The sequence below is a fragment of the Nocardiopsis xinjiangensis YIM 90004 genome (assembly GCF_000341145.1).
Lineage (GTDB): Bacteria > Actinomycetota > Actinomycetes > Streptosporangiales > Streptosporangiaceae > Nocardiopsis > Nocardiopsis xinjiangensis.
This window is the reverse complement of sequence record NZ_ANBE01000015.1, coordinates 1-25008: the sequence shown is the minus strand read 5'-3', so window position 1 is coordinate 25008 and position 25008 is coordinate 1. Positions and strand designations below refer to the sequence as shown.

The following is a 25008-nucleotide window of genomic DNA, read 5'->3' as shown; positions in this document are numbered from 1 at the left end:
CCGTCGTAGTTGCCACCGATGACGTGGTCACCGGTGAAGGCCAGATCGGAGTTCCACCCGCCCATGGCCTCGGACTTGGGGACGTTGGCCACGTGCGTGATGTCGGGGCTGGTGTCGGCGTCGCTCTCGAAGGGGGGCGCGTCAGCATTCGCCGAAGCGGGGGTCAGGACCGACAGGGCAAGGGCGGCGGCGGCGAGGGAGGCCGCACCTTTGAGGGTGCCGGAGTGTCGACGTCTGGGGAGATCGGGGGAAGACGTCATGCGTACTCCTGAAGTCCGAATGAAGTTAAACAGGAAGAATGTACACAGTTCAACATCAGAATGCATAGGGGGACAAAAAGAAAACTTGTTCTCTATGCAGGTGTGTCAGAGGCCGGACAGACCCCACATCTGCCGAAGGACAAGAACGGCAGCCCGCGTGCGCGGCACGTGTCCGGGTCCCACCGGCCGTGATCGAAGTGGGCGACCTCTGCCAGGGGCACACCACCGGCTTCCAGGGCTGGACAAAACGCGCGCCGACTGAGTAGAAAACCCCGCATGGTGTCGCACACGGCCGACACCGCGGGCCCGAGGTCCGCTCCCGCCCCCACCCTTGGAGGACACCTCGTGCGTCGCCTCGCCCTCGCCACCGGATCGGCCCTGATCCTGCTCGCCGCCACCGCCTGCACCGACGACGCCGACCAGGGGTCCGCCAACGTCATCGCTCCCGGCGCCCCCGGGGAGTCCTCCACACCGGCCACTCAGGAGCAGCTCGCCGCCCTCGCCGAGGAACAGGGCCACAACGGGGCCGACGTCGACTACCTCGTGATGATGATCGAGCACCACGAGCAGGCCCTGGAGATGACCGACCTGGCCCCGGAGCGGTACGAGCGCGAGGACATCGAGCGCATCGCCGACCGCATCGCCGCCGCCCAGGGCCCGGAGATCACCGCGATGGAGAGCTGGCTGGAGGAGAACGTCTTCGCGCCGGCCCGCGAGAACGCCGCCCACCAGAACTTCTGCGGCCTCGACGGGGACAGCGGCCACCACGCCGGGGGCGAGGACGTCGCCGAGTGTGTGCTCGACGTCGACCACGACGACATGGAGGGCATGGCCTCCGAGGAGGAGCTCGAACGCCTGGAGGCCTCCGAGGGCGACGACTTCGACCAGCTCTTCGTGGAACTCATGAGCGAGCACCACCGCGGCGCCGTCACGATGGCCGAGAACGTCATGACCGACGGCAGCGATCGCCAGGTCCTGGAAATGGCCAACGACCTCATCGCCGAGCAGAACACCGAGATCGCCCGTATGGAACGCATCCTCGAGGACGGCTGACCCCGGTACGGGGCACTCGCCAGAGGACGGATTCCTCTTCGTGCCGCCCCCGTACAGCGGGAGAACACACGTCGGGGGCGGCCCCGGAAGAGCCCGGAACCGCCCCCCGCAGAGTCTCTTGGTGGACAGGCCTAGGCCGACTTCTCCTGCTGCCCGTCGTCACCGCGTTGGTTGCGGGGCACGATCGTCGGGTTCACGTGCTCCTCGACGGACTCGCGGGTGATGATCACCTGGGCGACGTCCTCGCGGCTGGGCACCTCATACATCACCGAGAGCAGGACCTCCTCGATGATCGCGCGCAGACCGCGGGCGCCGGTGCCGCGGATAATGCCCTGCTCGGCGATGGCCGAAAGGGCGTCCTCGGTGAACTCCAGCTCCACGTCGTCGAGGTCGAACAGCCGCTGGTACTGCTTGACCAGCGCGTTCTTGGGCTCGGTGAGGATCCGGATGAGCGCGGAGTTGTCGAGGTCGTGCACGCTCGTGATCACCGGCAGACGGCCGATGAACTCCGGGATCATGCCGAACTTGAGCAGGTCCTCGGGCATCGCCTCGGAGAAGACCTGGCTGCTGTCGGCCTCGTCCTTCGGCCGCAGCTCGGCGTTGAAGCCCATGCCCTGCTGACCGGTGCGCGAGTCGATGATCTGGTCCAGACCCGCGAAAGCACCACCACAGATGAAGAGCACGTTGGTGGTGTCGATCTGGATGAACTCCTGGTGCGGGTGCTTGCGTCCGCCCTGAGGAGGCACGCTCGCGGAGGTGCCCTCCAGGATCTTCAGCAACGCCTGCTGCACACCCTCGCCGGAGACGTCTCTGGTGATCGACGGGTTCTCGCTCTTGCGGGCGACCTTGTCGATCTCGTCGATGTAGATGATTCCGGTCTCGGCCTTCTTGACGTCGTAGTCGGCGGCCTGGACCAGCTTCAGGAGAATGTTCTCGACGTCCTCACCCACGTAGCCGGCCTCGGTCAGGACCGTGGCGTCGGCGATGGCGAAAGGCACGTTGAGGATCTTGGCGAGGGTCTGCGCGAGCAGCGTCTTGCCCGAACCCGTGGAGCCCAGCAGGAGGATGTTGGACTTGGCGATCTCGACGTCCTCGTCGCCGGGCCGCTCACCCTCCGAACGCACACGCTTGTAATGGTTGTAGACGGCCACCGAGAGCGCCTTCTTCGCGCGCTCCTGGCCGATCACGTAGGAGTCGAGGAATTCGTAGATCTCGCGGGGCTTGGGCAGCGAGTCCCAGGTGAGGTCGGTGGCGTCCGCGAGCTCTTCCTCGATGATCTCGTTGCACAGTTCGATGCACTCATCGCAGATGTAGACACCGGGGCCCGCGATGAGCTTCTTCACCTGCTTCTGGCTCTTGCCACAGAACGAGCACTTCAGCAGGTCCCCGCCGTCACCGATGCGTGCCACCCAGCCACTCCTCAAAACTAAGGCCACCCCGCCCGGTGGGCGAGGCGATCTGTGCGTCGCTCTTCGCCAGACTAAGCGACGAACCGGACCGGCTTCACCACCCGGACTGTTCCAGGCAGGTCAGGGATCCGGTCCGGTCCGACACTCACGTCGCGTGCAGCCTACTTCAGGGAAGCCTTGCGGTAGGGAAGCACGAAGTCGATGAGACCGTAGTCGACGGCCTCATCGGAGGTCAGGATCTTGTCCCGCTCGATGTCCTCGGAAACCTGCTCGGCCGTACGCCCGGTGTGCTTGGACAGCGTCTGTTCCAGCTGCTGACGGATCCGGGTGATCTCGTTGGCCTGGATCTCGATGTCACTGGCCTGGCCGTGCATGCCCTCGGTGGCGGGCTGGTGGATCATCATCCGGGCGTTGGGCAGCGCACCGCGCTTGCCCTTCGTGCCGCCGGCGAGCAGGATCGCCGCAGCCGAGGCCGCCTGGCCGATGCACACTGTCTGGACGTCGGGGCGGACGAACTGCATGGTGTCGTAGATCGCCATCAGCGACGTGAACGAACCACCCGGAGAGTTGATGTACATCTGGATGTCGCGCTCGGAGTCGAGCTGCTCCAGCGTGATCAGCTGGGCCATCAGGTCGTTGGCCGAGACGTCGTCGATCTGCACGCCGACGAAGATGATCCGCTCCTCGAAGAGCTTGTTGTACGGATTCATCTCCTTGACGCCGTAGGACGTCCGCTCGGTGAAGGACGGCAGGACGTAGCGGCTCTGCGGAGCCGAGGGGGCCATGCCGCCGATGAGACTGCTCGGGTTGAACTCGGTCATTTCACGCCTTCCACGCACTACGCCGTTCCTGGAACAAGGTACGACGGGCTCAACTCTGGTTCGGGTCCGCGTTCACGCCGAGGCTCCCCTCCAGGACCTCGTCGATGAAGCCGTACTCCAGGGCCTGCTGGGCCGTGAACCAACGGTCCCGGTCGGCGTCCTTCTCGATCTGCTCGAGCGGCTGACCGGTGTGGAGGGAGACCCGCTCCAGGAACATCTTCTTCACGTAGAGAAGCTGGTCGGCGAGGATACGGATATCGGAGGCCGTACCCCCGATGCCGCCGGAGGGCTGGTGCATCATGACGCGCGTGTGCGGCAGAGCGTAACGCTTGCCCTGGGCACCCGCGCACAGCAGCATCTGGCCCATGGACGCGGCCAGACCGATACCGACGGTCCGGACGTCGTTGGGGATGTACTGCATGACGTCGTAGATCGCCATACCGGCGGTCACCGAACCACCGGGCGAGTTGACGTACATCGTGATGTCCTGCTGGCGGTCCTCCGCGGACAGCAGCAGGAGCTCACCCACGAGACGGTTGGCGATCTCGTCATCGACCTGCTGCCCGAGGAAGACGATTCGCTGGCGCAGCAGGCGCTGAGGCGTCTGCTCCATAAAAGGGGAAAGCTGCGGGTCCGACATACGAGCGTCGAACGTGGACTCATCAATCGGCGGCACTCTCGTCACCTGCTCCGGAATCGAAGGCTGCGATACACCAGACACTAACGCCGCCAGGCACCGTGGACGCACGGATCCCGAGGCTGTTCGCTTTGAGCGCAGGGGTGCTCGCAGCTCTGCTCTGGGTATTTCCCCACCGGCGAACGCGGCGGGCCCCGCCGTCGACCCTGAGGTCATCAGCGGGGCCCGAAGCACGCACCCGGACGGGGCGGACTACTTGGACTCGGCCTCGTCCTTGCTCTCCTCGGCGTCCTCCTGAGCGGCCTCGGCCGACTCGCCGGAGGCCTCGACAGCGGCAGCCGCGGCGGCCTGGGCGGCCTCCTCGGTCTCGGAGGCGCTCTCCTGCTCGACGACGTTGCCGTCCTCGTCGGTGATCTCGGCGTTGGCCAGGACCAGGTCCATCGCCTTGCCGCGCACGACCTCGGTGAAGGCGACACGGATCTGGTCGGACTCGACGAGGTGCTGCGCGAGCTGGTCCGGGCTGACGCCCATGCGCTGGGCCTGCTCGAACACGTACTGGCTGAGCTCGCTCTGGTCGGCGCTCAGGTCCTCCTGCAAGGCCAGCTGGTCGAGGATGAAACCGGCCTTGACCGCGGAACCGGCCCCGGCCTTGAGCTCCTCCTCGAACTCCTCCTCGGTCTTCTCCTGCGACTCGAGGTAGGCCTCCTTGCTCAGGCCGCTCTGGCTGAGCTGCTGCTCCAGGCTCTGACGGCGGCGGTCGATCTCCTCGTCGACCACGGTGTCGGGCAGCGGCAGGTCGATCTGCTCGATGAGCTTCTCGAGGGCCTTGTCACGGGCGGAGGAGACCTGCTGCATGCGACGGACCTCGGACATGCGGTTGCGCACGTCGTCACGGAGCTCGTCGATGGTGTCGAACTCGCTGGCGAGCTGAGCGAACTCGTCGTCCAGCTCCGGGAGCTCCTTGGCCTTCACACTGTGCACGGTGACGGTGACGTCCGCTTCCTTACCCTCGTGGTCACCACCGACGAGGGTCGTGCTGAAGGTCGCCTCGCCACCGGACTCCATGCCGCGCAGGGTCTCGTCGAGGCCCTCGAGCATGTTGTTGGTGCCCACCTCGTACGAGTGGCCGCTGACAGCGACGTCCTCGAGCTTCTCCCCGTCCACGGAAGCGGACAGGTCGATGGACAGGTGGTCGCCGTCCTCGATGGGGCGGTCCACACCAACGAGAGTGGAGAAACGCTCGCGCAGGGTGCTGACCTGCTCGTCGACCTGCTCGTCGGTGACCTCGGCGTTGTCGACGGTCACCTCGATGCCCTTGTAGTCCTCCACCTCGAACTTGGGCCGGACATCGACCTCGGCGGTGAAGGCGAGCTCGTCGTTGTCCTCGAGCTTGGTGACCTCCACGTCGGGCTGGCCGAGCGCGAAGATCTCCTCGCTCTGGACGGCCTCGTTGTAGAGCTCGGGAACGGCGTGGTTGACCGCTTCGCTGATCACAGCGCCACGGCCGACGTATCGGTCGATCAGCCGCGCCGGCGCCTTGCCCGGGCGGAAGCCCTTGATCCGAACCTGCTTAGCGAGCGACTTGTAGGTCACGTCGAAAGCGTGCTCGAGCTCATCGAAGGGCACCTCGACGGTCAGCTTGACCCGGGTGGGGCTGAGCTCCTCGACATCGGTCTTCACGGGGCGGTACTCCTAGGTTTGCCGGCTGGATGTCCGCGTCGGCCCGCAAGCGCACCACTCGAACGGCGAATGCACGCGCGCACCCCGGGACCAGTCTGACGACCGTGTTCTGAAGGGGTGCCCTGCGACGGGCTGGGACTTACAGTTTCCTGCTGATCGCACCAAGTCTAGGGCAGACAAACAGGGGACCACGGCGCACAACTTTCAGAAGCCGTGTCACCGAGGTCGGTTCCGTCGGGGTGGCGGGATTCGAACCCGCGGCCTCATGCTCCCAAAGCATGCGCGCTAACCAAGCTGCGCTACACCCCGCTGCGCCGGACCCAAGGATGGCATCCCCGGGACGAGTGTGCGAACACCACCCCAAAGACTGTACTCTTGTCTCCGTCGGCTCAACGAGTCTAGAGGAAACTCGAAGACTCCGACGCCACGCGGGCGTAGTTCAATGGTAGAACCCCAGCCTTCCAAGCTGGTTATGCGAGTTCGATTCTCGTCGCCCGCTCCGCTCACGGGCGAGCTGCGCGTGCTTCGCACGCGCAGCTCGCTCCGCGTTCCTCTCGGGGGACGACCCCCCGAACCCCCCTCCGCTCGGAGCGAGCCCTGTGCACTTCGTGCACCGGCTCGCTCCGCGTTCCTCGTTCCTCTCGGGGGGACGACCCCCCGAACCCCCGGTGTGCGCTCGCTAACGCTCGCGCACGGCATGGCTGCCGCTCGCGGGACCGCCCTACGCACACACTCGCGCACGGCATGGCTGCCGCTCGCGGGACCGCCCTACGCACACACTCGCGCACGGCATGGCTGCTGCTCGCGAGGCCGCTTACGCATCTCTCGCCCACCTCGCAGTACCCGTGTTTGTTTCCGGGGCCCGAGGTGCGTTCGCGGAGCCCGTGTCACACCGGGTGCCCGGTGCCCGGTTCGATGACCTCGGCCACAGAGACGCGGAAGTGGAAATCGGCCGTGGCACCGACCACGCGCACGATGTACTCACTGGGCGAGACCCGGTACGCGTTGCGTTCCCGTTCCGACCAGGGGTGGTGGGGCCGGTAATCACGTGTCGAGCGCAGCGCCGCGTCAGCGGCGCCATCGAAGTCCGCGAAGGGGCCGGCCCGGACACCGGTCATCGCCCAGCGCCACCGGTCCCGTCCGAGGCCCTCGGACTCCTCGACCAACACGACCCATGCCATGCGCACTTCCTCTCAGGAGAGTCTCTGTGTTCCGAGAGTGGGACGCAGCGCACGGGTGCCCGGTTCGTGCCCGCACGGGCGGAACCGGCTGTGATCCCGGGCACCTCCGATACGGTTTCGTACGGCCCGTGCGCCGGAATACCCACTTCAAAGAGGTACGTTGACCTCTCGGGTGGGCCTGTGAGCACGAACCCGGCACGGGCACCCTCGAGCGCATCGAGAACAGGTGGCGGCATGACGGAGACGGACGCGCAGCACAAGGCGGTCAGCCCCCTGCGCGCGCACTGGTTCGACCGGCCGGATCCCCTGGAGCGACCGGTTGTGGTCACCGGGGTCTTCGACGTCCTGCACGTGGGGCACGTGCGTTTCCTGCAATCCATCGCCGAGCGCGGGCTCCCCCTGGTCGTGGGCATCGAGTCCGACCAACGGGTGCGCGCCTGGAAGGGCCCGGGACGACCGGTCAACCCGGCCGAGGAGCGTGCCGAGACCATCGCCGCTCTGGCCTGCGTGAGCGGTTCGTTCGTCATCGACGGCGCACCCGAGGTCGCCGACTGGACTGCCTACTCCGACGTCCTGCGTCCGATCGCCCCCGCGGCTCTGGCCTTCACCGAGGGCGACCGCTACACCCATGCCAAGATCCGGGGCGCCGAGGCCCTCGACGCACAGGCGTGGGAGCTGCCCTTCACCCCCGGCCGGTCCACGACGGCGGCCCTGGGGCGCCTGGCCCACTCCCTCTGAGGGCCCGGTACGCGGTCCAGCCGGGAAGAGGTTCCCCTCCCCCGGTGTTGATGCTCGGCGAATCCGCGAACACGAAGAGGCTGCCATGATGTCAGGCAGGCCCTCCTACAGGGCCTTGGTCAATGACGGGAGCGCGCAAGGGCAGGCACTACCGCCCGGGCTCACACAGCGCATCCTGTCCTACGCCGTTCCGCACTGGCGTTCCATCACGCTGTTCCTGTTGGTGACTGCACTCGGTGCGGGCATCGTCGTGGCCAACCCTCTGCTGCTGCGAGCCATCATCGACGAGGGCATCATCCCCGGCGACACCTCGATCGTGGTGTGGTTGGCGGTCGCGGCGGGTGTGCTGGCGGTCCTGGAGGGTCTGATCACCCTGACCGGCCGCTGGTTGTCCTCCCGCATCGGCGAAGGCGTCATCTACCTGCTGCGCACCCAGGTCTTCACCCACGTGCAACGCATGCCGATCGCGTTCTTCACCCGCACACAGACCGGGTCGTTGATCAGCCGGCTCAACACCGACGTGGTGGGGGCCCAGCGCGCGATCACCTCGGTGCTGCAGTCGGTGGTGACCAACCTGGTGAGCCTGGTGGCGGTACTCATCACGATGCTGGCGCTGTCCTGGCAGGTCACCCTGGCGGCGTTGGCGATGATCCCGCTGTTCATCGTTCCGGCGAAGGTCCTGGGCCGCAAGCTCGCGGTGATCTCCCGCGACGCGATGGACAACAACGCCCAGATGAGCTCACTCATGACCGAGCGTTTCAACGTCGGCGGGGCTATGCTCGTCAAGCTCTACGGGCGCCCTTCCGAGGAGTCCGCCGGGTTCTCGAACCGGGCCGCGCGCGTGCGCGAGCTCGGGGTGCGGCAAGCGGTCTACGGTGGGCTGCTGTTCACGATGTTGTCCACGATCACGGCCCTGGCCACGGCGATGGTCTACGGCGTGGGCGGTGTGCTGGCCGTGGGCGACGCCTTCGAGGTCGGCACGCTGGTCGCGCTGACGACGCTGCTGGCCCGGCTGTACGGGCCCGTCACCACGTTGTCCAACGTGCACGTGGAGATCATGACGGCGCTGGTCTCCTTCGACAGGGTCTTCGAGGTCCTGGACCTGGAGCCGGCGATCAAGGAGAGCCCGGACGCACGCCCGTTGCCCGAGGGCCCGCTGTCGGTGGAGTTCGACGGTGTCTCCTTCCGCTACCCGAACGCCGCGGAGAGTTCGGTCGCCTCCCTGGAGCTGACCCCGCAGGCTCAGAGCAGCGACGACACCCAGGTGCTGAACGGGGTCTCCTTCCACGCCGAGCCCGGTCGCATGGTGGCGCTCGTGGGCCCGTCGGGGGCCGGCAAGACCACCCTCACGCACCTGGTCTCGCGTCTGTACGACCCGACGGAGGGGACTGTGCGTGTGGGCGGACTGGACCTGCGCGAGGCCGCGGGCGACTCGTTGCGCGACTCGGTGGGTGTGGTCACCCAGGACGCCCAGCTCTTCCACGACACCGTGGGAGCCAACCTGCGTTACGCGAATCCCCAGGCCACCGACGAGGAACTGGTGGAGGCGCTCCGGATGGCACGTCTGGGTGCGCTGTTGGACCAGCTGCCCGACGGGCTGGAGACCATGGTCGGCGACCGCGGGTACCGGCTCTCCGGTGGGGAGAAGCAGCGTCTGGCCATCGCGCGGCTGTTGTTGAAGGCCCCGTCGGTGGTGGTGCTGGACGAGGCGACCGCGCACCTGGACTCGGAGTCGGAGGCGGCCGTTCAGGAGGCTCTGGCGGAGGCGCTGGCGGGCCGGACCTCGTTGGTGATCGCGCACAGGTTGGCGACAGTGCGCGAGGCCGATCAGATCCTGGTGCTGGAGGACGGCCGGATCCTGGAGCGGGGCACCCACGACGAGTTGCTGGACGGAGGCGGGCTGTACACGGCCCTGTACCGCACTCAGTTCGCCTCGCAGGAGCACTGAGGAGGCGGGGGCGGGCCGGGGCGGCTCCGCCCCTCAGGCGGCGGCCGGGTCGGTCCCGTGCCCCCGTTCGGCCCGGCGCTCGGCCTTCGCCGCCTTCTCGGACTTCTTCCGGGCCTTCTTCTCGGCCTTCTTGCGCTTCTTCCTGCGCTTCTCGTCCCGGTCGTTCTTGCTGTCCGTCTCTCGGCCCGGGGCGCCCTTGTCGGCCTTGTCCTTCTTCGCCTTCTCGCCCTTCCCGGGTTTCTCGGCGTCCTTCGAGGTCACGTGGGACCGCAGGGCCTCGGGCAGCGGCGCGATCCCGGGACCGCCCTCGAAGATCCAGTCGTCGAGCGCCTCGACGAGGTGCTCGTCGGTGACGCGGCCCAGCCATACCGGGCGCCCGCCGGCCGCGCGCCCCTGGGCCGAGGGCTGCACGACCACGACGTTGGCCTCGAAGCAGAGGTCCAGGCACTCGGACCGGCGCACGGGCACGGTGCGCCCGGTGTGGTCGTCGATGGCGCTGAGACGGGCGAACTGGGCTTCGTGGTCGACCCCGGGGACCTTCTTGCGGGTGCCGCAGCAGCATCCCCGGCAGACCGTGAGACGGCAGGGAGCGTCACCGACGGAGCTCACACGCACCCCCTGGGACGAATATCGGTCAGGTTTGCCTCGCCTGACCACAGGTTACGTCCCGTGCGCGGCCGCGCGGTGTGTCGCCCCTCACCGTCCGAGGCTCACTTCCGGTCGTCCTTGCCTTCCTGATCGCCCTTGTCGTCCTTGCCCTCTTCGCCGGAGCCCTCCTCCTGCCCCGATCGCTTGTCCAGATAGTCCTCGGCCGCCTGGGCGCCCTTGTCGATCTTGTCGTCGTGGGCGCCGCCCGTGGCCTTCTTCGCCGCGTTGGCGGCCTTGCCGACCATCCCCTGGACCTTGTCCGCGTTGTCGTCGACCGCTTTACGCAGCTTGTTGAACGCGTCCGAAGCACCGGACATGATGCATCCCCCTTCGATCGGTGGTCTTGCCGGAGCAATACCCGCTCGAAGGGGCAACCTATCGTCGGTTCAGATACCGAGGATCATCCGGGCGATGGAGAAGTAGATGATGAGGCCGGTGGCGTCGACGAGCGTGGCGACCATGGGCGAGGAGACCACCGCCGGGTCCACCCCGACCTTGTTGGCCAGCAGGGGCATGGCCGAGCCGATGATCGCAGCCCAGGTACAGATCGCGATGACGGTGCACGCCACGACCGAGGCGATGGTCGTACCCACCAGGAACGAGCCGATGCCCAGGGCCAGGGCGGCCAGGGTCAGCCCGAGCATGAAACCGACCCGGCTCTCCTTCCACAGCACCCTTGGCAGATCGCGCACCCGGACCTCGCCCACGGCCAGAGCACGCACGATCGCCGTGGCCGACTGGGCGCCGACGTTGCCGCCGGTACCGATGAGCATGGGCACGAACAACGCCAACGCGGTGACCTGTTCGAGTGTGGCCTCGTAGGCCTGCATGACGTTGACGGTGAGCGTGGCCGCCACCAGCAGCACCATCAGCCACACCGCCCGCGCGCCGACCAGACGCAGCACACTCACGGAGACGTAGTGGTCACTGACCGGGCTGGCACCGGACTGGCGGGCCATGTCCTCGGTGTCGGCCGCCTCGATGACCTCCAGGGCGTCGTCGAAGGTCAGCATGCCGACGAAACGTTCCTCGGAGTCGACCACCGACAGGGCGACCAGGTTGGCCTCCTGCATGAGTCGGGCGGCGCGCTCGACGGACTCGTAGGCACGCACCCGGGGCGCGAACACGTCGACGACGTCCTTGAGCAGACGGTCGGCATCGGAGATGACCAGGTTTCCGAGAGTGACGGTGCCGACCATGCGCCTGCCGTCGCTGACCACGGGAAGCGTGTAGATGTTCTCGACATCGGCGCCTTTGGCACGCACGACCTCCAGGGCGCGGCTCACGGTGAGGTCGCGGTGGAGGATGACCGTCTCGGGGGTCATGAAACGGCCGACGGAGTTCTCGGGGTAACCGAGAAGCGCGGCGGTCATCCGGCGTTCGGAGGGGCTGAGGCCGGCCAGGGCGCGGGTGGCGATCTTGGCGGGCACTTCCCCGAGGAGGCGGGCCCTGTCGTCGGGGTTCATCTCCTCCAGGAGCTCCTGGAAGGCGTGGTCCCGCAGACCCAGGAGGATGCTCTGCTGCTGTGCGGGGTCGAGCTCCTCGAAGACCTCGAGCTCCCGGTCCTTGTCCAGCAGCCGGAACGGGATGGTCGCCTGGCCCTCGGCCATCCGCGAGAGTTCGTCGGCGATCTCGTAGGGCCTGTGTTCGGCCAACCAGAGCCGGATCCCCGTCAAGTCGTTGGCCTCGACCAGGTCGAGCAGTTCCTCAGCGCGCTCGCCTTCTGCCATGCGAAGCACCCCCTCGCATCTCCTACGCCCACAGGGCACGGGGCGCCGTGGACGACCGATCCTCTGAATGGCCCGGGCCTGTGGTGAGGGCCCCGCTCCGTGTCCCGGTGTCGTGGTGGGGTCGTGCTGAGTTGGCGCCCGGGGGCGGAAAGAGCGGGCACGACGTGCCGGGGACGGTGTACGGCCGAGCGCCGTACGTGGGACGGGGAGCACAACGACTCTACCGTCATCGAGGGCGGCGGCGGTTGTCCGCCGCAGCGTGGGGAGGTCCGGGCGTGTCAGTCGCGCCAGAGGACGACGAGGGCGCAGTCGTCGTTCTTGTCCTTGCTGAGGATGTCGACGACCTCGTCGGCCCCGCTGGAGAAACCGCGGGTCACGAGGGTCTCGGCGGCACCCAGGAGCCGGTCGATGCCGGCATCGAGGTCCTCGCCGGGGGTCTCCACGAGCCCGTCGGTGCAGAGCATCAGCCCGTCACCGGGGCGCAGGCGCCCGTCGACAGGGGTGTAGGTCATCTCCGGGATCACCCCGAGGACGACCCCCTTGGCCTCGTTGGCGGACCACACGCCCTTGCCGGCGTCGTACTGCACGGCGGGCGGGTGGCCTGCGGAGAAGACCTGGTACGCCCCGCTGGACAGATCGACGCTCAGGTGCACGGCCGTGACGAAACCCTCACCCTCGCTGTGCCGCATGAGGTAGTCGTTGCAGTGGGCGAGGAAGTCGCGGGTGGGCACCGCTCCGATGAGGCCGCTGAAGGCTCCGGAGAGCAGCAGCGCGCGGGTCCCGGCGTCCACACCCTTGCCGGAGACGTCGACGACCGCGATGTCGAGCTGGTCGCCTTGGCGGTGCGAGACCACGAAGTCGCCGCCGAAAGAGGAACCCCCGGCCTGGCGCAGGACGGCGGTGCGGCCCCACCCCTGGGGGACCTCGGGGAGCTTGCCCTGGTGGCGCAGGCGGTCGCGCAGGTCGAGCAGCATCATCTCACCGCCCAGGCCCTGCACTCCCAGGCGTTCGCGCACCCCGGACAGCAGGTAGGAGAGCACCCCGGTGACACCGATGGTCACCAGCAGTCCGGGCCCCACCTCGCCGAAGTCCAGCATGTAACCGACGAAGAGCAGGACGGCGGCGACCACTCCGAGCAGGAAGGCCAGGCTCTTGCGCTTGAGCAGGAGCCCGCCGGCGAGCACGGTCAGGATCGTGGAACTGGGCGGAAACCACTGGGTGGGTCCCCAGACGGCGCCGACCCCGATCCCGACCGCGATCACGACCAGGGTGATGAGCACCAGCCGGTAGCGGAACAGCACCTTGCGCCGCAGCACAGCGACGAGCCGCTGCGCGGTCGAGCGCAACAGCCGGGTCGCCTTGGCGGTCGGTGTGGCGTTCATGGTTCCTCAGCTCGGCTCACCCGCGGACGGGGTGGTCGGTTCGGTAGGGGCTTGCCGCGACACCAGGGGTACGGACGCGGACGGGCGGCCCGGGCCGGCGTGTTCGGGACCTGGGCAGACCCCGGTCGTGGTGGGCTCTGCAGCCGGTGCCCGCGGTCCTCACCGCGTCGCGGCCATGAGGGGGCCGCGGTCGTGCACGAACTGTAGCGCGGAGGGTGCCGGCCAAGCACGCGCGGTGGGCAGGGCCGACCCCCGATACCCGGGTTAACGGTTCGGCCTAAACCCGAGTGCCCGAGGAGGCCCAGGGGCACGGTCGATCGCCCCGGACCAGAGTCTCACGGGGGACCTGATCCGACCAGGGTGGAACATGGCTCGGCGAGGCGCGCAAGGGTCCGGTGGCCGGTACAGGTCGCGCCCCGTACCGGCGGTGGCACGGGACGCGCGGGACGTTCGGCCGGGTCAGGGAAGGGGCGGGAGCTCGCCGCTCTCCTCGTAGCGGGAGAGCATCGCGATCCGGCGGGTGTGGCGCTCCTCGTCGCTGTAGGGCGTGGAGAGGAAGACCTCGACGAAGCGGGTGGACTCGTCCAAGGAGTGCATCCGCCCGCCGATGCCGAGCACGTTGGCGTCGTTGTGCTCCCGCGCCAGCTTCGCGGTCTCCTCACTCCAGGCCAGGGCCGCGCGGACACCCTCGACCTTGTTCGCGGCGATCTGCTCGCCGTTGCCGGAGCCGCCGATGACGAGGCCCAGGGAACCGGGATCCCCGGCCACGCCCTCGGCTGCACGGAGGACGAAGGGCGGGTAGTCGTCCACGGCGTCGAAGGCGACCGGGCCGGCGTCCACGACGTCGTGGCCCTGCTCCTTCAGCCAGGAGACGAGGTGTTCTTTGAGCTCGAAGCCCGCATGATCTGATCCAAGGTAAACACGCACGGGGCCAGTCTTGCAGGTCGTGGGTGCACAGCGCGCCGCGCCCCGCCTTTCCGGGACGGGGCGCGCAGCGCTCTGGTCCTACCTGGTTCAGACACCCGCGGCGGCGGCGACGCCCAGGCCGAGGGCACCGAAGCCGACGATGAAGACCACACCGATCATGTTGTAGAGCACGACGGACTTGATGTCCTTGCTGAGAGGGCCGGCCTTGGAGACCTTGGGCTTGTTGCTCAACTCACACACCTCGATTGGGTTCGACCGGGAAGGACCAGTCGGGATTTTTCCATACTCATGAACGCGGCTTGAACCGGGCCCGATTCCCCGACCGCCCCTCACCGGGGCGTGACAACAAGCACACACCGGGGCCGGGAGGCCTACATCTGCACGGCCTTGACCTCGCAGAACTCCTCCAGCCCCGAAAGCCCCCACTCGCGACCGTTACCGGAGCGTTTGTACCCACCGAAGGGTACCCGGGGGTTCATTGCCCCGCCGTTGAGCTCGACCTGACCGGCCCGCAGGCGCCGGGCCACGGCCAGCCCCTGCTCGGGGTCACCCGACCAGACCGCGGCGTTGAGGCCGTAGACGGTGTCGTTGGCGGTCTCCACGGCCTCCTCGACGGTGTCGTAGGGGATCAGGGCCAGGACGGGACCGAAGATCTCCTCCTGGGCCACGCGCATGTCGTTGCGCACGTCGGCCAGGATCGTGGGCTTCACGTAGTAACCCTGATCCAGGCCCTCGACCGGCTCGGCTCCGCCGGTCACGACGCGGGCGCCCTCGGTACCGGCGAGCTCGATGTAGGAACGCACCTTCTCCAGCTGGGCGGCCGAGACGAGCGGGCCCATGCGGGTGGAGCTGTCGGTGGGGTCACCGGGCACGTACTTGGCGGCGGAGGAGGCGGCCAGTTCAACGGCCTCGTCGTAGACGTCGCGGTGGATGAGCATGCGGGTGAGGGCATTGCAGCTCTGCCCGGTGTTGCGCATGACGTCGGCGACCCCGCGTTTGACGGCCTGCGCGAGGTCGGCATCGGGCAGGATCACGTTCGGGGACTTGCCGCCGAGCTCCAGGGCGACACGCTTGACGGTCTCGGCCGCGACCTGGGAGACGCGGGTACCGGCACGGGTCGAGCCGGTGAAGGAGACCATGTCGACCTTGGGGTGGGCGGCGATCGCCTCGCCCACGACCGGACCCGTGCCCGAGACGAGGTTGAACACGCCCTCGGGCATCCCGGCCTCGTCGAAGATCTCGGCGAGCGCGTAGGCGCTGAGCGGGGCGATCTCGGTGGGCTTGAGGACGACGGTGTTGCCGGCGAGCAGGGCCGGGACGACCTTGAGCACGATCTGGTGGAGCGGGTAGTTCCACGGGGTGATCGCACCGACCACACCGACGGGCTCGTGCACCACGAGGGAGTTGTCGAGGCGCTCGCCGGCGAAGTAGCGCTCGCCGTGCTCCTCGACCAGGTCGATGTAGGTCCGGAACATCATCTGGGGCAGCCCGGCCTGCACCTTGCGGGAGAAACCGGCCGGGGCACCCATGTCCCGGGTGAGCAGCGCGGCGATGTCCTCCGCACGCTCGTCGAAGAGTTCCAGGGCCTTGGCCAGATGGGTGACGCGTTGTCCGTGGGGGCGCCGGGACCAGGCGGGGAAGGCGGCGGCTGCGGCCTCGACCGCGCTGTCGACGTCCTTGGCCGCCCCGGCGGGGACGGTGTCGATGACCTGTTCGGTGGCCGGGTCGAGAACCTCGATGGCCTCGTCGGAGGCGGAGCCCGTCCAGGCGCCGTCGATGTAGAGGGAACGCATGCTCCCACTGTCCCAGAGCTTCTCGAACTTTGGCCAGATGCCCGAGGGCGTACCGGTGCTACTACCGATGGCCGGATCCGGGGCCGCAGGCCCCCGTTCCCGCGTGCCGGGTCCGGGCGTCCCACGGCCCGGACCCGGGGTGCGGCTCAGCCCCAGTGGGGAGGGCGGTCCTCGAGCAGCCGGGCGGTGTTGTCGTCGTCAGCCTCTCCCCAACCCGACCCGCGCTCGTCACTGGTGGTGTCGGGCAGGATGTCGAGGTCGTCGATGAGCTCGACGACACGGTCCTCATCGGGTCCGGACACGGCGGATCGTCCCTTCGGGTGGGTCAGCGGTTCGGTCAGTCGAAGACGGGGTTGCGGTTGCGGGTGCGCTTGAGCTCGAAGAAACCGTCGGTTCCGGCCACGAGACGGACCCCGTCCCAGAGCTTGCCGGCCTCCTCCCCGCGGGGGATCGGGCTGAGGACCGGGCCGAAGAAGGACACGTCCTCCACCTGCACGACCGGGGTACCCACGTCCTCGCCGACCAGCTTCATCGCCTCGGCGTGCGAGGCACGCAGGTCCTCATCGTATTCGGTGCTCCGTCCCGCCTCCACGAGGTCCTCGGGCAGGCCCGCCTCGGCCACAGCGGCCCTCAACGTGGCGGTGTCCTGGGCTTCTGCACGGTTGTGGAAGCGTGTGCCGATCGCGGTGTAGAGCGGGCCCAGCACCTCGGGGCCGAAACGCTGCTCGGCGGCCGTGCACACACGCACCGCCTCCCAGGAACGCTCCATGAGCTCCTGGTACTCAGCGGGCAGATCGCGGCCGTCGTTGAGCACCGCCAGGCTCATCACACGCCAGCGCACCGTCACAGGGCGCACCCGCTCGACCTCGACCAGCCAGCGCGACGTGATCCACGCCCAGGGGCACAGGGGATCGAACCACATGTCGGCGACGGTGGTCCGCTGTTCGGCGGCCTCGCTCATCACTCACTCCTCGAACAGACGTACACAGGGGTTCCTCTTCGGTGGTAACCCGACCGATCGGTTGCGCATTCCTCACCCGCGCGTGGCAGGATCGATCCGTTACCGACAACGAGATCTCCGGCCGGCGATGACGGCGGCCGTGGAAGGAGCGTGGCGTGGCGGGCAACCTCAAGCGGGACGAGGCTCGGGAGCGGGCACGCATTCTCAGCGTGGACTCCTACGCCGTGGAGCTGGACCTGACGACCGGGGAAGAGACCTTCCGGTCCACCACGGTCGTCCGCTTCTCCAGCACGGAACCGGGTGCGCGGACCTTCATCGAGCTGGCGGCCCCGCGGGTCCTGTCGGCGACGCTGAACGGCCAGGAACTGGACCCGGCCGAACTGTTCGACGGCGAACGCCTGACCCTTCCCGGGGTCGCCGCCGACAACGAGCTCACGGTCGTGGCCGACGCCGCCTACATGCGCACGGGCGAGGGCCTGCACCGTTTCGTCGACCCGGTCGACGACGCCGTGTACCTGTACTCCCAGTTCGAGACTGCCGATGCGCACCGCATGTACGCGTGCTTCGACCAGCCCGATCTGAAGGCCACCTTCGAACTGACGGTGTTCACTCCGCCGGAGTGGGAGGTCATCTCCAACAACGCCCCCGACGCCGCGCGCGAGGACACCGGCACCGGGGGGCGTGTGCGCTGGCACTTCCCCGCGACCGAGCCGATGTCGACCTACATCACCGGGCTCATCGCCGGGGCCTACCACGTGGTGCGCGACGAGCACGACGGCATCGACCTGGGTCTGTACTGCCGTGCGTCCCTGGCCGAGTACCTGGACTCCGACGAACTGTTCGACGTCACCAAGCGCGGCTTCGACTTCTACCACCAGCTCTTCGGTGTGCGGTACGCGTTCGGCAAGTACGACCAGCTGTTCGTGCCCGAGTTCAACGCCGGTGCCATGGAGAACGCGGGCGCGGTCACCTTCCTGGAGGACTACGTCTTCCGCTCCCGGGTCACCGACGCCCGCCGCGAGCGCCGTGCCGAGACCCTGCTCCACGAGATGGCGCACATGTGGTTCGGCAACCTCGTGACGATGCGCTGGTGGGACGACCTGTGGCTCAACGAGTCCTTCGCCACCTACGCGAGCGTGTACGCGCAGGTCAACGCCACCCGTTGGACGGAGGCGTGGACGACCTTCGCCAACATCGAGAAGGCCTGGGCGCTGCGCCAGGACCAGCTGCCCTCGACCCACCCCATCGCCGCGGACATGACCGACATCCAGACGGTCGAGGTCAACTTCGACGGCATCACCTACGCCAAGGGCGCCTCGGTCCTGAAACAGCTGGCGGCCTACGTGGGTGTGGACTCCTTCTTCGCTGGTGTGCGCGCCTACTTCAAGGAGTTCGCCTTCGGCAACACCGATCTCAAGGACCTCTTCAAGCACTTGGAGGCCGCCTCGGGCCGCGATCTGTCGGGCTGGTCGCGCGAATGGTTGGAGTCCGCCGGCGTCAACACGATGCGCGCCGACTTCGAGGTCGCCGACGACGGCACGTTCTCCTCGTTCTCGGTACTGCAGGAAGCCGACCCCGAGCACCCGACGCTGCGCTCGCACCGCCTGGCCGTGGGCCTGTACGACCGCACCGACGAGGGCATCGTGCGCCGTGAACGTGTGGAGCTCGACGTCAGTGGCGCACGTACCGAGGTGCCCGAGCTGGTCGGCCAGGCGCGCCCCGACCTGGTTCTGGTCAACGACGACGACCTGACCTTCACCAAGATCCGCCTGGACGAGCGGTCCCTGGCCACCGTCGTCGAGAGCGCCGGGCAGATCCGCGAGTCCCTGCCGAGGGCGCTGGTCTTCGGCGCCGCCTGGGACATGACCCGCGACGGAGAGATGGCCGCCCGCGACTACGTGCGCCTGGTCATCTCCGGTATCGGCGGGGTCGGCGACGTCATGGTCGCGCAGACCCTGCTGCGCCAGGCTCACAGTGCGCTGGTCAACTACGCCGACCAGGGCTGGCGCCCGACCGGCCAGGAACAGCTCGCCGACCACCTGCAGCAGCTCGTCAACGACGCCGAGCCCGGCAGCGACCTGCAGCTGGCGTACGTGAACGCGCTCGCCGCGACCGCCGTGAGCGAGACGCACCTGTCGCTGCTGCGCGGCCTGCTGGACGGCGCGCTGGCGGTGGAGGGCCTGACCGTGGACACCGATCTGCGGTGGACCCTGCTGCGCCGCCTGGTCACCAGCGGCAAGGCCGGCGAGGACGAGATCGCCGCGGAGCTGGAGAAGGACCCGACGGCGACCGGCGCGCGCAATGCCGCCGGGGCGCGGGCGGCCGTCCCCACCCCGGAGGCCAAGGCCTCCGCGTGGGAAGGCATCGTGGGTTCGGAACTGGCCAACGCCGAGTTCCGCGCCACTCTGCTGGGCTTCACCGAGCCGGACCAGGCGGAGCTGCTGCGCCCGTACGTGGAGAAGTACTTCGCGCAGCTGCAGCCGGCCTGGAAGGGCTGGACGGGTGAGTTCGCGCAGAGTTTCGCGGAGATGATGTACCCGAGCGCGCTGGTGGAGGAGTCCACCGTGGAGCGCACGGACGCCTACCTCGAGAAGGAGGACCCGGCCCCGGCGCTGCGGCGCCTGCTGATCGAGGGACGCGCCGGTGTGGTCCGCGCCCTGCGGGCCCGTGCGGTCGACACCGCCGCCGGTCGCGACCGCGCCTGAGGAACCGCTCTTTCGGGCGCTGCCTTCCGTGCTGGGGGGGCAGCGCCCGGCGGCCCGGCCCCGGTCCCGGGCCGCGTCGGCGGCCGCCGGTCATCGTGAGAGGGCCTCGCCCCGGTAGAACGTGTCGAGTTCGGCGGCGAAGTCTGCGGGCTTGTGGACGTTGAGCTCGTGTCCGCCGCCCTCGACGATCCGCAACCGCGCGTTCGGCAGGCCCGCCGCCGTGGCTCTGGCCGCGGGCAGGTTCACCGGGTCCCGCGACCCGCACAGCACCAGGGCGGGAACGTCCATCTCGGGCAACTGTGCGCGGAAGTCGACGCGGGAGACCTCGTCCAAGGCCGCGAGCGCCCGCCGTTTACTCATCCCGTTGGGCGCGATGACCCGCGCGGGCAGGATGCGGGTCAGGGCCGACTGCAGGTTCAGAACCACCTGCGGAGGGTTGATCTGCCCGCCGGAGAGCACCAGCGACGCGACGCGGTCCGGGTGGTCGACGGCGGTCCGAAGCGCGAGCATCGCCCCGATCGAGAGGCCGCACACGTGCGCCCGTTCGATGCCGCGCCGGTCGAGTTCACGCACGAGCTCGGCCGCGGCGCAGACGAAGGAGAACTCGGCCTCGCCCTCGTCGGACAGGCCGGTGATACGCGGGGCGGAGCCGGAGAACCCCTCCGGCAGGGTGGCGAGCTGGGCGTCCCACGAGTCGGAGCCTGCCCCGAGCCCGTGGAGGAAGACCACCTGTTCGGTACCCATCCCCCAAAGCTACAACGCGCAGTGGCGGAGTCCACGGGGCACACGTGGCCGGTACCGTCCCGATCAGAGGATCTGGCCGTCCCCGCCGACCGGGCCCACCGTGCGGCGGATGCGGGCGACCATGCGCGGGTCGGCGAGCAGTTCGTCCACGAGCACGGGCTCACCCTCGACGCTGGTGAGCGGGATGCGCCAGTTCGGGTACTCGGTGCTGGTACCGGGTTGGTTCTGCATCCGGCGCTCCCCCACCACGTCGGTGAGCGCCACCCCGACCATGCGGGCCGGGGTCCGGGCGAGGTAGGCGTGCATGGCGGCCACGACGGCGGCCGGGTCGGCGACGGGGTCGACGTCCTCGTCCAGGAGCCCGAGCTCCACGAGCAGGCAACGCCAACGCTCGACCCGTTCCTCGGCGTCGGCGCGTTCCTCCGCGACAGGGCGGCCCAACAGGCCGAGACGGTCGCGCAGCTCGACGTGTTCGGTGGACAGGAACGAGGCCACCGGCGGCAGGTCGTGGGTGGCCACGGTCGCCAGGCAGTCGGTACGCCAGCGGTCCGGGGTCAAGGGCCTGCCTCCGGAGTCCTGCTCGAACCACAACACCGAGGTACCCAGGATCCCCCGGTCGTCGAGGTGCTCGCGCACCCACGGCTCGACGGTGCCCAGGTCCTCGCCGACGACGACCGCGTCGGCACGGTGTGCTGCCAGCAGCAGTGAACCGACCGTGCCCTCGTGGTCGTAGTGGATGTAGGTGCCCTGGTCGGGTGAGGCGCCCTCGGGCACGCACCAGACCCGGAACAGCCCCATGACGTGGTCCATACGCACACCGCCGGAGTGGCGCAGGGCCTGGCCCAGGACCTGGCGCAGGGGCGCGTAGCCGAGTTCGGCCAGCCGGCGCGGGTGCCAGGGCGGCTGGCCCCAGTCCTGTCCGCGCCGGTTGAACTCGTCGGGGGGCGCGCCCACGCGCAGGCCGGGCACGAGCGCGTCACCGTACATCCACGCGTCGGCACCGCCGGGCTGCACTCCGAGTGCGAGGTCGTGGACCACACCCAGGGACATACCGGCGTTCACGGCGGTGTGATGGGCGTGGGCGAGCTGTTCGTCCAGCAGCCACTGCAGCCACCGGTGGAACTCCACCGTGGGCCAGAGGCGCAGCGCCTCCTGCCCCACGGCGTGGCGGCCGACGTCGCGCAGGTGCTCGGGCCAGGTCCGGAAGTCGGTCCCGTACTCCTCGGCCAGAGCGTTCCAGGTCGCGAACTCCACGAGGGGCCGGCCCTCGCGTTCGAGGTAGGCGCGCAGGGAGGCCTCTCGTCCGGGGGCGCGCTGGACCTGGAAGAGCACCTCCAGTGCCTGGCGTTTGGCCTCCCACACGGCGTTGCGGTCGAGCAGGTCGGCGGTGCGTCCCCTCTCGCGCAGGGGACGGGCCAGGCGCTGGATGCCTTCGCGTTGGGCCGGGTCCAGGCGGGCGTACTCCGGAATGTCCTCGATACGGAGGTAGAGCGGGCTGGCGTAGCGGCGGCTGACCGGGAGGTAGGGGGAAGGCTCCACCGGTGGCAGGGGTTCGGTGGCGTGCACCGGGTTGACGAGGGTGAAGTCGGCGCCGAGGTCGCGGGCGCTCCAGTCGGTGAGTTCGGCGAGGTCGCGCAGATCCCCGGTGCCCCAGGAAGCACGGGAGCGCACGCTGTAGACCTGGGTCATCAGGCCCCACAAGCGCTTCTTCCGGCGCAGTGCCGTGGGTTCGATCCGGTCGGGCACCACGAGCAGGGGCGCCTGGTGTTCGCCGTTGGCGGCGGTCACCCGCAGGGTGTGCGCGCCCAAGGGCAGGCCGGGCCCCAGGGGCAGCAGCGCGCCGTCGACGGTCTCGACCGTGCCGTGGGCGCCGTCGGGCAGCGCCAGGTCGGGCGCCTTGCCCTCGCGTACGACCACGGCCGGGGGCAGCTGCCGGGCACGTTCACGTGCGGCGGCCTCCGGGTCCGTGGTGTCCGCGCCCAGGGCGGTGAGTACGGCACGGACGGTCTCCGGGCTCACCGCGACCCGTCGCCCGCGCCAGTCCTCGTACTCGGTCGCGACTCCGTACTGCTCGGCCAGGTGGGCCAACTGAACGTCCCTCACAGCAACCGATCATGCCCCACCGGTCCACGATCACACGGGAGGTGACCTCGGCGTGGGGCCCAAACGTGGCCCCGGAACCGTCCGGATCCCCGAAGACGTCGGCGGACATCCGCGACAGCCGGGCGCCGAGGGAACGAACAGGGTGCACACCGCGCAAAGGCATGGGCCGCTCCTGTGGCCGCTCGGCATAATGGCAAGGGTGTTGGCCAACTACCGCCGCCTCTTCGGCGTTCCCCACGTCCTGTCCCTACTGGTCTGGTCGCTCCTCGCGCGTTTCTACATGCCCGGCCAGATGATCGCGGTGACCTTTCTCGTGGAGGAGTGGACCGGATCCTACAGCTACGCCGGGCTGGTCGCGGGCGCCTTCACGCTCGGGATGGCGCTGGTGGGCCCCTTGCGGGGACGGATGGCCGACCGGGGCGGCAGCGACCGCCTGGTCATGGTGTGCGGTGTGGTGTTCGCGATCGGGATCACCGCGTTGGCGCTGCTGCCGGCGTCGCTGTGGTGGCTTGCGGTGCCGATGGCCCTGGTGACGGGGGTTTTCGGCAGTCCGGCCAACCAGATTGTGCGCGGCCTCTGGCCGCGTCTGACCCGTGGCCCGGAGCGGCAGGCCATCTACGCCGCCGAGGCCACCACACAGGAACTGCTGTTCGTCTTCTCCCCCGTCGTCACCGCCGCAGTGGTGGCCTCGGCCGGTCCCCGCGCGGCGACGCTGATGCTCGCGGCCCTGGCTCTGGCCGGCGCGATCGGCTTCTTCCTGGCCCTGCGTCGGGCCGGAGTGACGGGACCGGCTCCGGTCGAGGAGGGTGCCGAGGACCCCGGCCGCGCGCGCCGCAGTCTGATCCGGGTCCCGGCGCTGGCGTTGCTGTTCGCCATGGCCCTGCTGACCGTGGGCGGGGTCATCGGTATGGACCTGACCATCGTCGCCTGGGCCAACGAACTGAACACCCCGCAGTACGTCATGGTGCTGGCCTCGGTGTGGGCCCTGGGTTCGCTCGTGGGCGGGGCGATCGCCGGTGGCCTGCCGGGCCGGCCCCGTCTGGTGCGGCGCAGTCTCGCGGCGGCCGCGGGCCTCCTGCTGCTGGTGCCGTTCATGCCACCGGTGCTGCACCTGCCGACCCCGCTGTTGATCCTGCCGTTGCTGTTCCTGTCCGGGATGACTCTGGCCCCGCTGCTGGCGGCGGTCATGGGCCGTATCGGGGACCTGGCCCCCTCGGACCGGCGCTCGGAGGCCTTCGGGTGGATGGCGACCGCGCTGGGCACCGGTGGTGCGCTGGCGAGCCCGGCGGTGGGTGCGATGATCGACGGCCTCGGAATCGCCGGCGGTGTGGCGGGGGCCACCCTGGGCCTGCTGGCCGCGTCGGGGCTGAGCCTGTTCGTGCGTCCCCCTGCGATCAGAGGGCCGGCGGAACCCGGCCTGCCCACGGACGGGCCCGCTCCAACTGGGCCGACAACGCCAGCAACGTCCCCTCGCCCCCCGCAGGGGCACTGAACATCGACCCGATGGGCAGGCCGGCCGGGCTCCAGTGCAGGGGCACGGTGACCGAGGGCTGCCCGGAGACGTTGTGGAGCGAGGTGAACGGGGTGAACTCCGTCATGAGCGTGAACGTCTGCTCGGGCCCTTCCCGGGTGAAGTGCCCGATCGGCACCGGTGGCCGGGCCAGGGTCGGGGTGAGCAGGACGTCCAGGTGCGCGGTGGCGGCCATGAACGAGTGCACGCCCCGCTGCAGGCGGCCCAACGCGTGGACGAGCCGGGGCGCGGGGGTCTCCCGCGCCCGTGCGCGCAGCCACCGGTTGAGGTCGGTCAGTTCGTGTTCGCGCTCGGGAGGTACCGGGGCAGCCGAGGCCATGGCGGCCCACAGGACCCCGAAGTCCTCGGCGAAGTGGCCGCCGAAGTGTGCGTCGTGGGGCACGGCGACCTCCTCCACCTCGTGCCCCAGGGCGGTGAGCAGAGCGACGGTCTCTTCGTGCGCGGCACGGACGTCGGGATGGATCTCCACACCAGCGGAACCGGTCCCGGAGCAGGTGCCCACGCGCAGCGTCCCGGGATCGTCCCGGACGTGGTCGAGGAAGCTGCCCTCGTGCTCCGGTGCCCGGAACGGGTCGCCGGGCGCGTTGAAGGCCATGGTGTCCAGCAGCAGGGCGGCGTCGGCGACGGTACGGGTCAGGGGACCCGAGGTGGACAACCCGAGCAGGTCGGCCCGGTTCGGCGCCCCGGAGACCCGGCCGCGGGTGGGTTTGAGGCCGAAGACGCCGCACGCGCTCCCGGGGATGCGGATCGATCCGCC

General features: G+C 69.2%; 22 protein-coding genes, 2 tRNA genes and 1 pseudogene. 6 read left to right on the top strand and 19 right to left on the bottom strand.

Annotated features, from left to right (window positions below):
- Window positions 1–260: pseudogene (locus D473_RS0109740) on the bottom strand (hypothetical protein); the annotation flags it as partial.
- A gap of 345 nt (window positions 261–605) precedes the next feature.
- Between D473_RS0109740 and D473_RS0109735 the strand changes: the two are divergent.
- The gene (locus D473_RS0109735) at window positions 606–1313 is read left to right on the top strand and encodes a DUF305 domain-containing protein (protein WP_017608886.1); all 708 of its coding nucleotides are present in this window, start codon (window positions 606–608) and stop codon (window positions 1311–1313) included.
- A gap of 131 nt (window positions 1314–1444) precedes the next feature.
- Here D473_RS0109735 and clpX read toward each other — a convergent pair whose 3' ends face one another.
- The 5 genes from clpX to D473_RS0109710 all read right to left on the bottom strand — a co-directional run bounded on the left by clpX (window position 1445) and on the right by D473_RS0109710 (window position 6169).
- Window positions 1445–2722, bottom strand: a complete 1278-nt coding sequence (clpX, locus tag D473_RS0109730) for an ATP-dependent Clp protease ATP-binding subunit ClpX (RefSeq protein ID WP_017608885.1) — start codon at window positions 2720–2722, stop codon at window positions 1445–1447.
- A 161-nt stretch (window positions 2723–2883) separates the two neighbouring features.
- On the bottom strand, window positions 2884–3543 hold the full coding sequence (locus tag D473_RS0109725; protein WP_017608884.1) for an ATP-dependent Clp protease proteolytic subunit: 660 nt from the start codon (window positions 3541–3543) through the stop codon (window positions 2884–2886).
- 49 nt (window positions 3544–3592) lie between these two features.
- Window positions 3593–4156: a ClpP family protease gene (locus D473_RS0109720; protein ID WP_017608883.1), complete on the bottom strand. Its 564-nt coding sequence runs from the start codon at window positions 4154–4156 to the stop codon at window positions 3593–3595.
- A gap of 276 nt (window positions 4157–4432) precedes the next feature.
- Entirely contained in the window at window positions 4433–5860 is a 1428-nt protein-coding gene (gene tig / locus D473_RS0109715) for a trigger factor (RefSeq protein WP_017608882.1), read from the bottom strand.
- Window positions 5861–6094: 234 nt separating this feature from the next.
- Window positions 6095–6169 (bottom strand) — tRNA-Pro (locus tag D473_RS0109710).
- 119 nt (window positions 6170–6288) lie between these two features.
- Here D473_RS0109710 and D473_RS0109705 point away from each other — a divergent pair.
- Window positions 6289–6359, top strand: a tRNA-Gly gene (locus D473_RS0109705).
- 388 nt (window positions 6360–6747) lie between these two features.
- Here the strand turns inward: D473_RS0109705 and D473_RS0109700 are convergent.
- On the bottom strand, window positions 6748–7041 hold the full coding sequence (locus D473_RS0109700; protein ID WP_017608881.1) for a hypothetical protein: 294 nt from the start codon (window positions 7039–7041) through the stop codon (window positions 6748–6750).
- 234 nt (window positions 7042–7275) lie between these two features.
- On the opposite strand from D473_RS0109700, the gene D473_RS0109695 reads away from it, so the two are divergent.
- Both D473_RS0109695 and D473_RS0109690 read left to right on the top strand, forming a co-directional pair.
- Window positions 7276–7779, top strand: a complete 504-nt coding sequence (locus D473_RS0109695; RefSeq protein WP_017608880.1) for an adenylyltransferase/cytidyltransferase family protein — start codon at window positions 7276–7278, stop codon at window positions 7777–7779.
- A gap of 85 nt (window positions 7780–7864) precedes the next feature.
- Window positions 7865–9727 carry an ABC transporter ATP-binding protein gene (locus D473_RS0109690; protein ID WP_017608879.1) on the top strand — a complete coding sequence of 621 codons (1863 nt, stop codon included), beginning with the start codon at window positions 7865–7867 and terminating at the stop codon, window positions 9725–9727.
- 33 nt (window positions 9728–9760) lie between these two features.
- Here the strand turns inward: D473_RS0109690 and D473_RS0109685 are convergent, their stop codons facing one another.
- The 9 genes from D473_RS0109685 to D473_RS0109645 all read right to left on the bottom strand — a co-directional run bounded on the left by D473_RS0109685 (window position 9761) and on the right by D473_RS0109645 (window position 17168).
- Window positions 9761–10342 (bottom strand): (2Fe-2S) ferredoxin domain-containing protein, encoded by a 582-nt coding sequence (locus tag D473_RS0109685; protein ID WP_017608878.1) that lies wholly within the window; start codon window positions 10340–10342, stop codon window positions 9761–9763.
- Window positions 10343–10437: 95 nt separating this feature from the next.
- Window positions 10438–10692, bottom strand: coding sequence for an Rv0909 family putative TA system antitoxin (locus D473_RS0109680; protein WP_017608877.1), 255 nt, complete (start codon window positions 10690–10692; stop codon window positions 10438–10440).
- Between the two features lie 69 nt (window positions 10693–10761).
- Window positions 10762–12105, bottom strand: coding sequence for a magnesium transporter (gene mgtE / locus D473_RS0109675; RefSeq protein WP_017608876.1), 1344 nt, complete (start codon window positions 12103–12105; stop codon window positions 10762–10764).
- Window positions 12106–12383: 278 nt separating this feature from the next.
- Window positions 12384–13487 (bottom strand): PP2C family protein-serine/threonine phosphatase, encoded by a 1104-nt coding sequence (locus D473_RS0109670; protein WP_017608875.1) that lies wholly within the window; start codon window positions 13485–13487, stop codon window positions 12384–12386.
- Between the two features lie 459 nt (window positions 13488–13946).
- Window positions 13947–14414 (bottom strand): ribose-5-phosphate isomerase, encoded by a 468-nt coding sequence (locus tag D473_RS0109665; protein ID WP_026126794.1) that lies wholly within the window; start codon window positions 14412–14414, stop codon window positions 13947–13949.
- A gap of 87 nt (window positions 14415–14501) precedes the next feature.
- Complete coding sequence (locus D473_RS27650) at window positions 14502–14645, bottom strand: hypothetical protein (protein ID WP_017608873.1); 144 nt, start codon at window positions 14643–14645, stop codon at window positions 14502–14504.
- 140 nt (window positions 14646–14785) lie between these two features.
- Window positions 14786–16207: an aldehyde dehydrogenase family protein gene (locus tag D473_RS0109655; protein ID WP_017608872.1), complete on the bottom strand. Its 1422-nt coding sequence runs from the start codon at window positions 16205–16207 to the stop codon at window positions 14786–14788.
- A 146-nt stretch (window positions 16208–16353) separates the two neighbouring features.
- Window positions 16354–16509: a hypothetical protein gene (locus D473_RS27645; protein ID WP_017608871.1), complete on the bottom strand. Its 156-nt coding sequence runs from the start codon at window positions 16507–16509 to the stop codon at window positions 16354–16356.
- A 35-nt stretch (window positions 16510–16544) separates the two neighbouring features.
- Complete coding sequence (locus D473_RS0109645) at window positions 16545–17168, bottom strand: mycothiol-dependent nitroreductase Rv2466c family protein (RefSeq protein WP_017608870.1); 624 nt, start codon at window positions 17166–17168, stop codon at window positions 16545–16547.
- 155 nt (window positions 17169–17323) lie between these two features.
- On the opposite strand from D473_RS0109645, the gene pepN reads away from it, so the two are divergent.
- Window positions 17324–19873, top strand: a complete 2550-nt coding sequence (gene pepN / locus D473_RS0109640) for an aminopeptidase N (protein WP_017608869.1) — start codon at window positions 17324–17326, stop codon at window positions 19871–19873.
- 90 nt (window positions 19874–19963) lie between these two features.
- Here the strand turns inward: pepN and D473_RS0109635 are convergent, their stop codons facing one another.
- Together D473_RS0109635 and malQ are read right to left on the bottom strand one after the other, a co-directional pair.
- Window positions 19964–20617 (bottom strand): alpha/beta fold hydrolase, encoded by a 654-nt coding sequence (locus D473_RS0109635; RefSeq protein ID WP_017608868.1) that lies wholly within the window; start codon window positions 20615–20617, stop codon window positions 19964–19966.
- 63 nt (window positions 20618–20680) lie between these two features.
- Complete coding sequence (gene malQ, locus D473_RS0109630; protein WP_026126793.1) at window positions 20681–22720, bottom strand: 4-alpha-glucanotransferase; 2040 nt, start codon at window positions 22718–22720, stop codon at window positions 20681–20683.
- Window positions 22721–22919: 199 nt separating this feature from the next.
- Between malQ and D473_RS0109625 the strand changes: the two genes are divergently transcribed.
- Window positions 22920–24212: an MFS transporter gene (locus D473_RS0109625; RefSeq protein ID WP_017608866.1), complete on the top strand. Its 1293-nt coding sequence runs from the start codon at window positions 22920–22922 to the stop codon at window positions 24210–24212.
- On the opposite strand, the gene D473_RS0109620 is transcribed toward D473_RS0109625, so the two are convergent.
- Window positions 24115–25008: amidase (locus D473_RS0109620; protein ID WP_017608865.1), on the bottom strand; the 894-nt coding region annotated here is incomplete at its 5' end. The two genes, D473_RS0109625 and D473_RS0109620, sit on opposite strands and share 98 nt — an antisense overlap.

Bases quoted from the DNA above. Each gene is read 5' to 3' on its own strand.
- D473_RS0109695 (WP_017608880.1), top strand. From the start codon at position 7,276: ATGACGGAGACGGACGCGCAGCACAAGGCGGTCAGCCCCCTGCGCGCG.
- D473_RS0109700 (WP_017608881.1), bottom strand. From the start codon at position 7,041: ATGGCATGGGTCGTGTTGGTCGAGGAGTCCGAGGGCCTCGGACGGGAC.
- D473_RS0109690 (WP_017608879.1), top strand. From the start codon at position 7,865: ATGATGTCAGGCAGGCCCTCCTACAGGGCCTTGGTCAATGACGGGAGC.
- D473_RS0109670 (WP_017608875.1), bottom strand. From the start codon at position 13,487: ATGAACGCCACACCGACCGCCAAGGCGACCCGGCTGTTGCGCTCGACC.
- D473_RS0109720 (WP_017608883.1), bottom strand. From the start codon at position 4,156: ATGGAGCAGACGCCTCAGCGCCTGCTGCGCCAGCGAATCGTCTTCCTC.
- D473_RS0109635 (WP_017608868.1), bottom strand. From the start codon at position 20,617: ATGGGTACCGAACAGGTGGTCTTCCTCCACGGGCTCGGGGCAGGCTCC.
- mgtE (WP_017608876.1), bottom strand. From the start codon at position 12,105: ATGGCAGAAGGCGAGCGCGCTGAGGAACTGCTCGACCTGGTCGAGGCC.
- D473_RS0109680 (WP_017608877.1), bottom strand. From the start codon at position 10,692: ATGTCCGGTGCTTCGGACGCGTTCAACAAGCTGCGTAAAGCGGTCGAC.
- D473_RS0109725 (WP_017608884.1), bottom strand. From the start codon at position 3,543: ATGACCGAGTTCAACCCGAGCAGTCTCATCGGCGGCATGGCCCCCTCG.
- D473_RS0109655 (WP_017608872.1), bottom strand. From the start codon at position 16,207: ATGCGTTCCCTCTACATCGACGGCGCCTGGACGGGCTCCGCCTCCGAC.
- D473_RS0109645 (WP_017608870.1), bottom strand. From the start codon at position 17,168: ATGAGCGAGGCCGCCGAACAGCGGACCACCGTCGCCGACATGTGGTTC.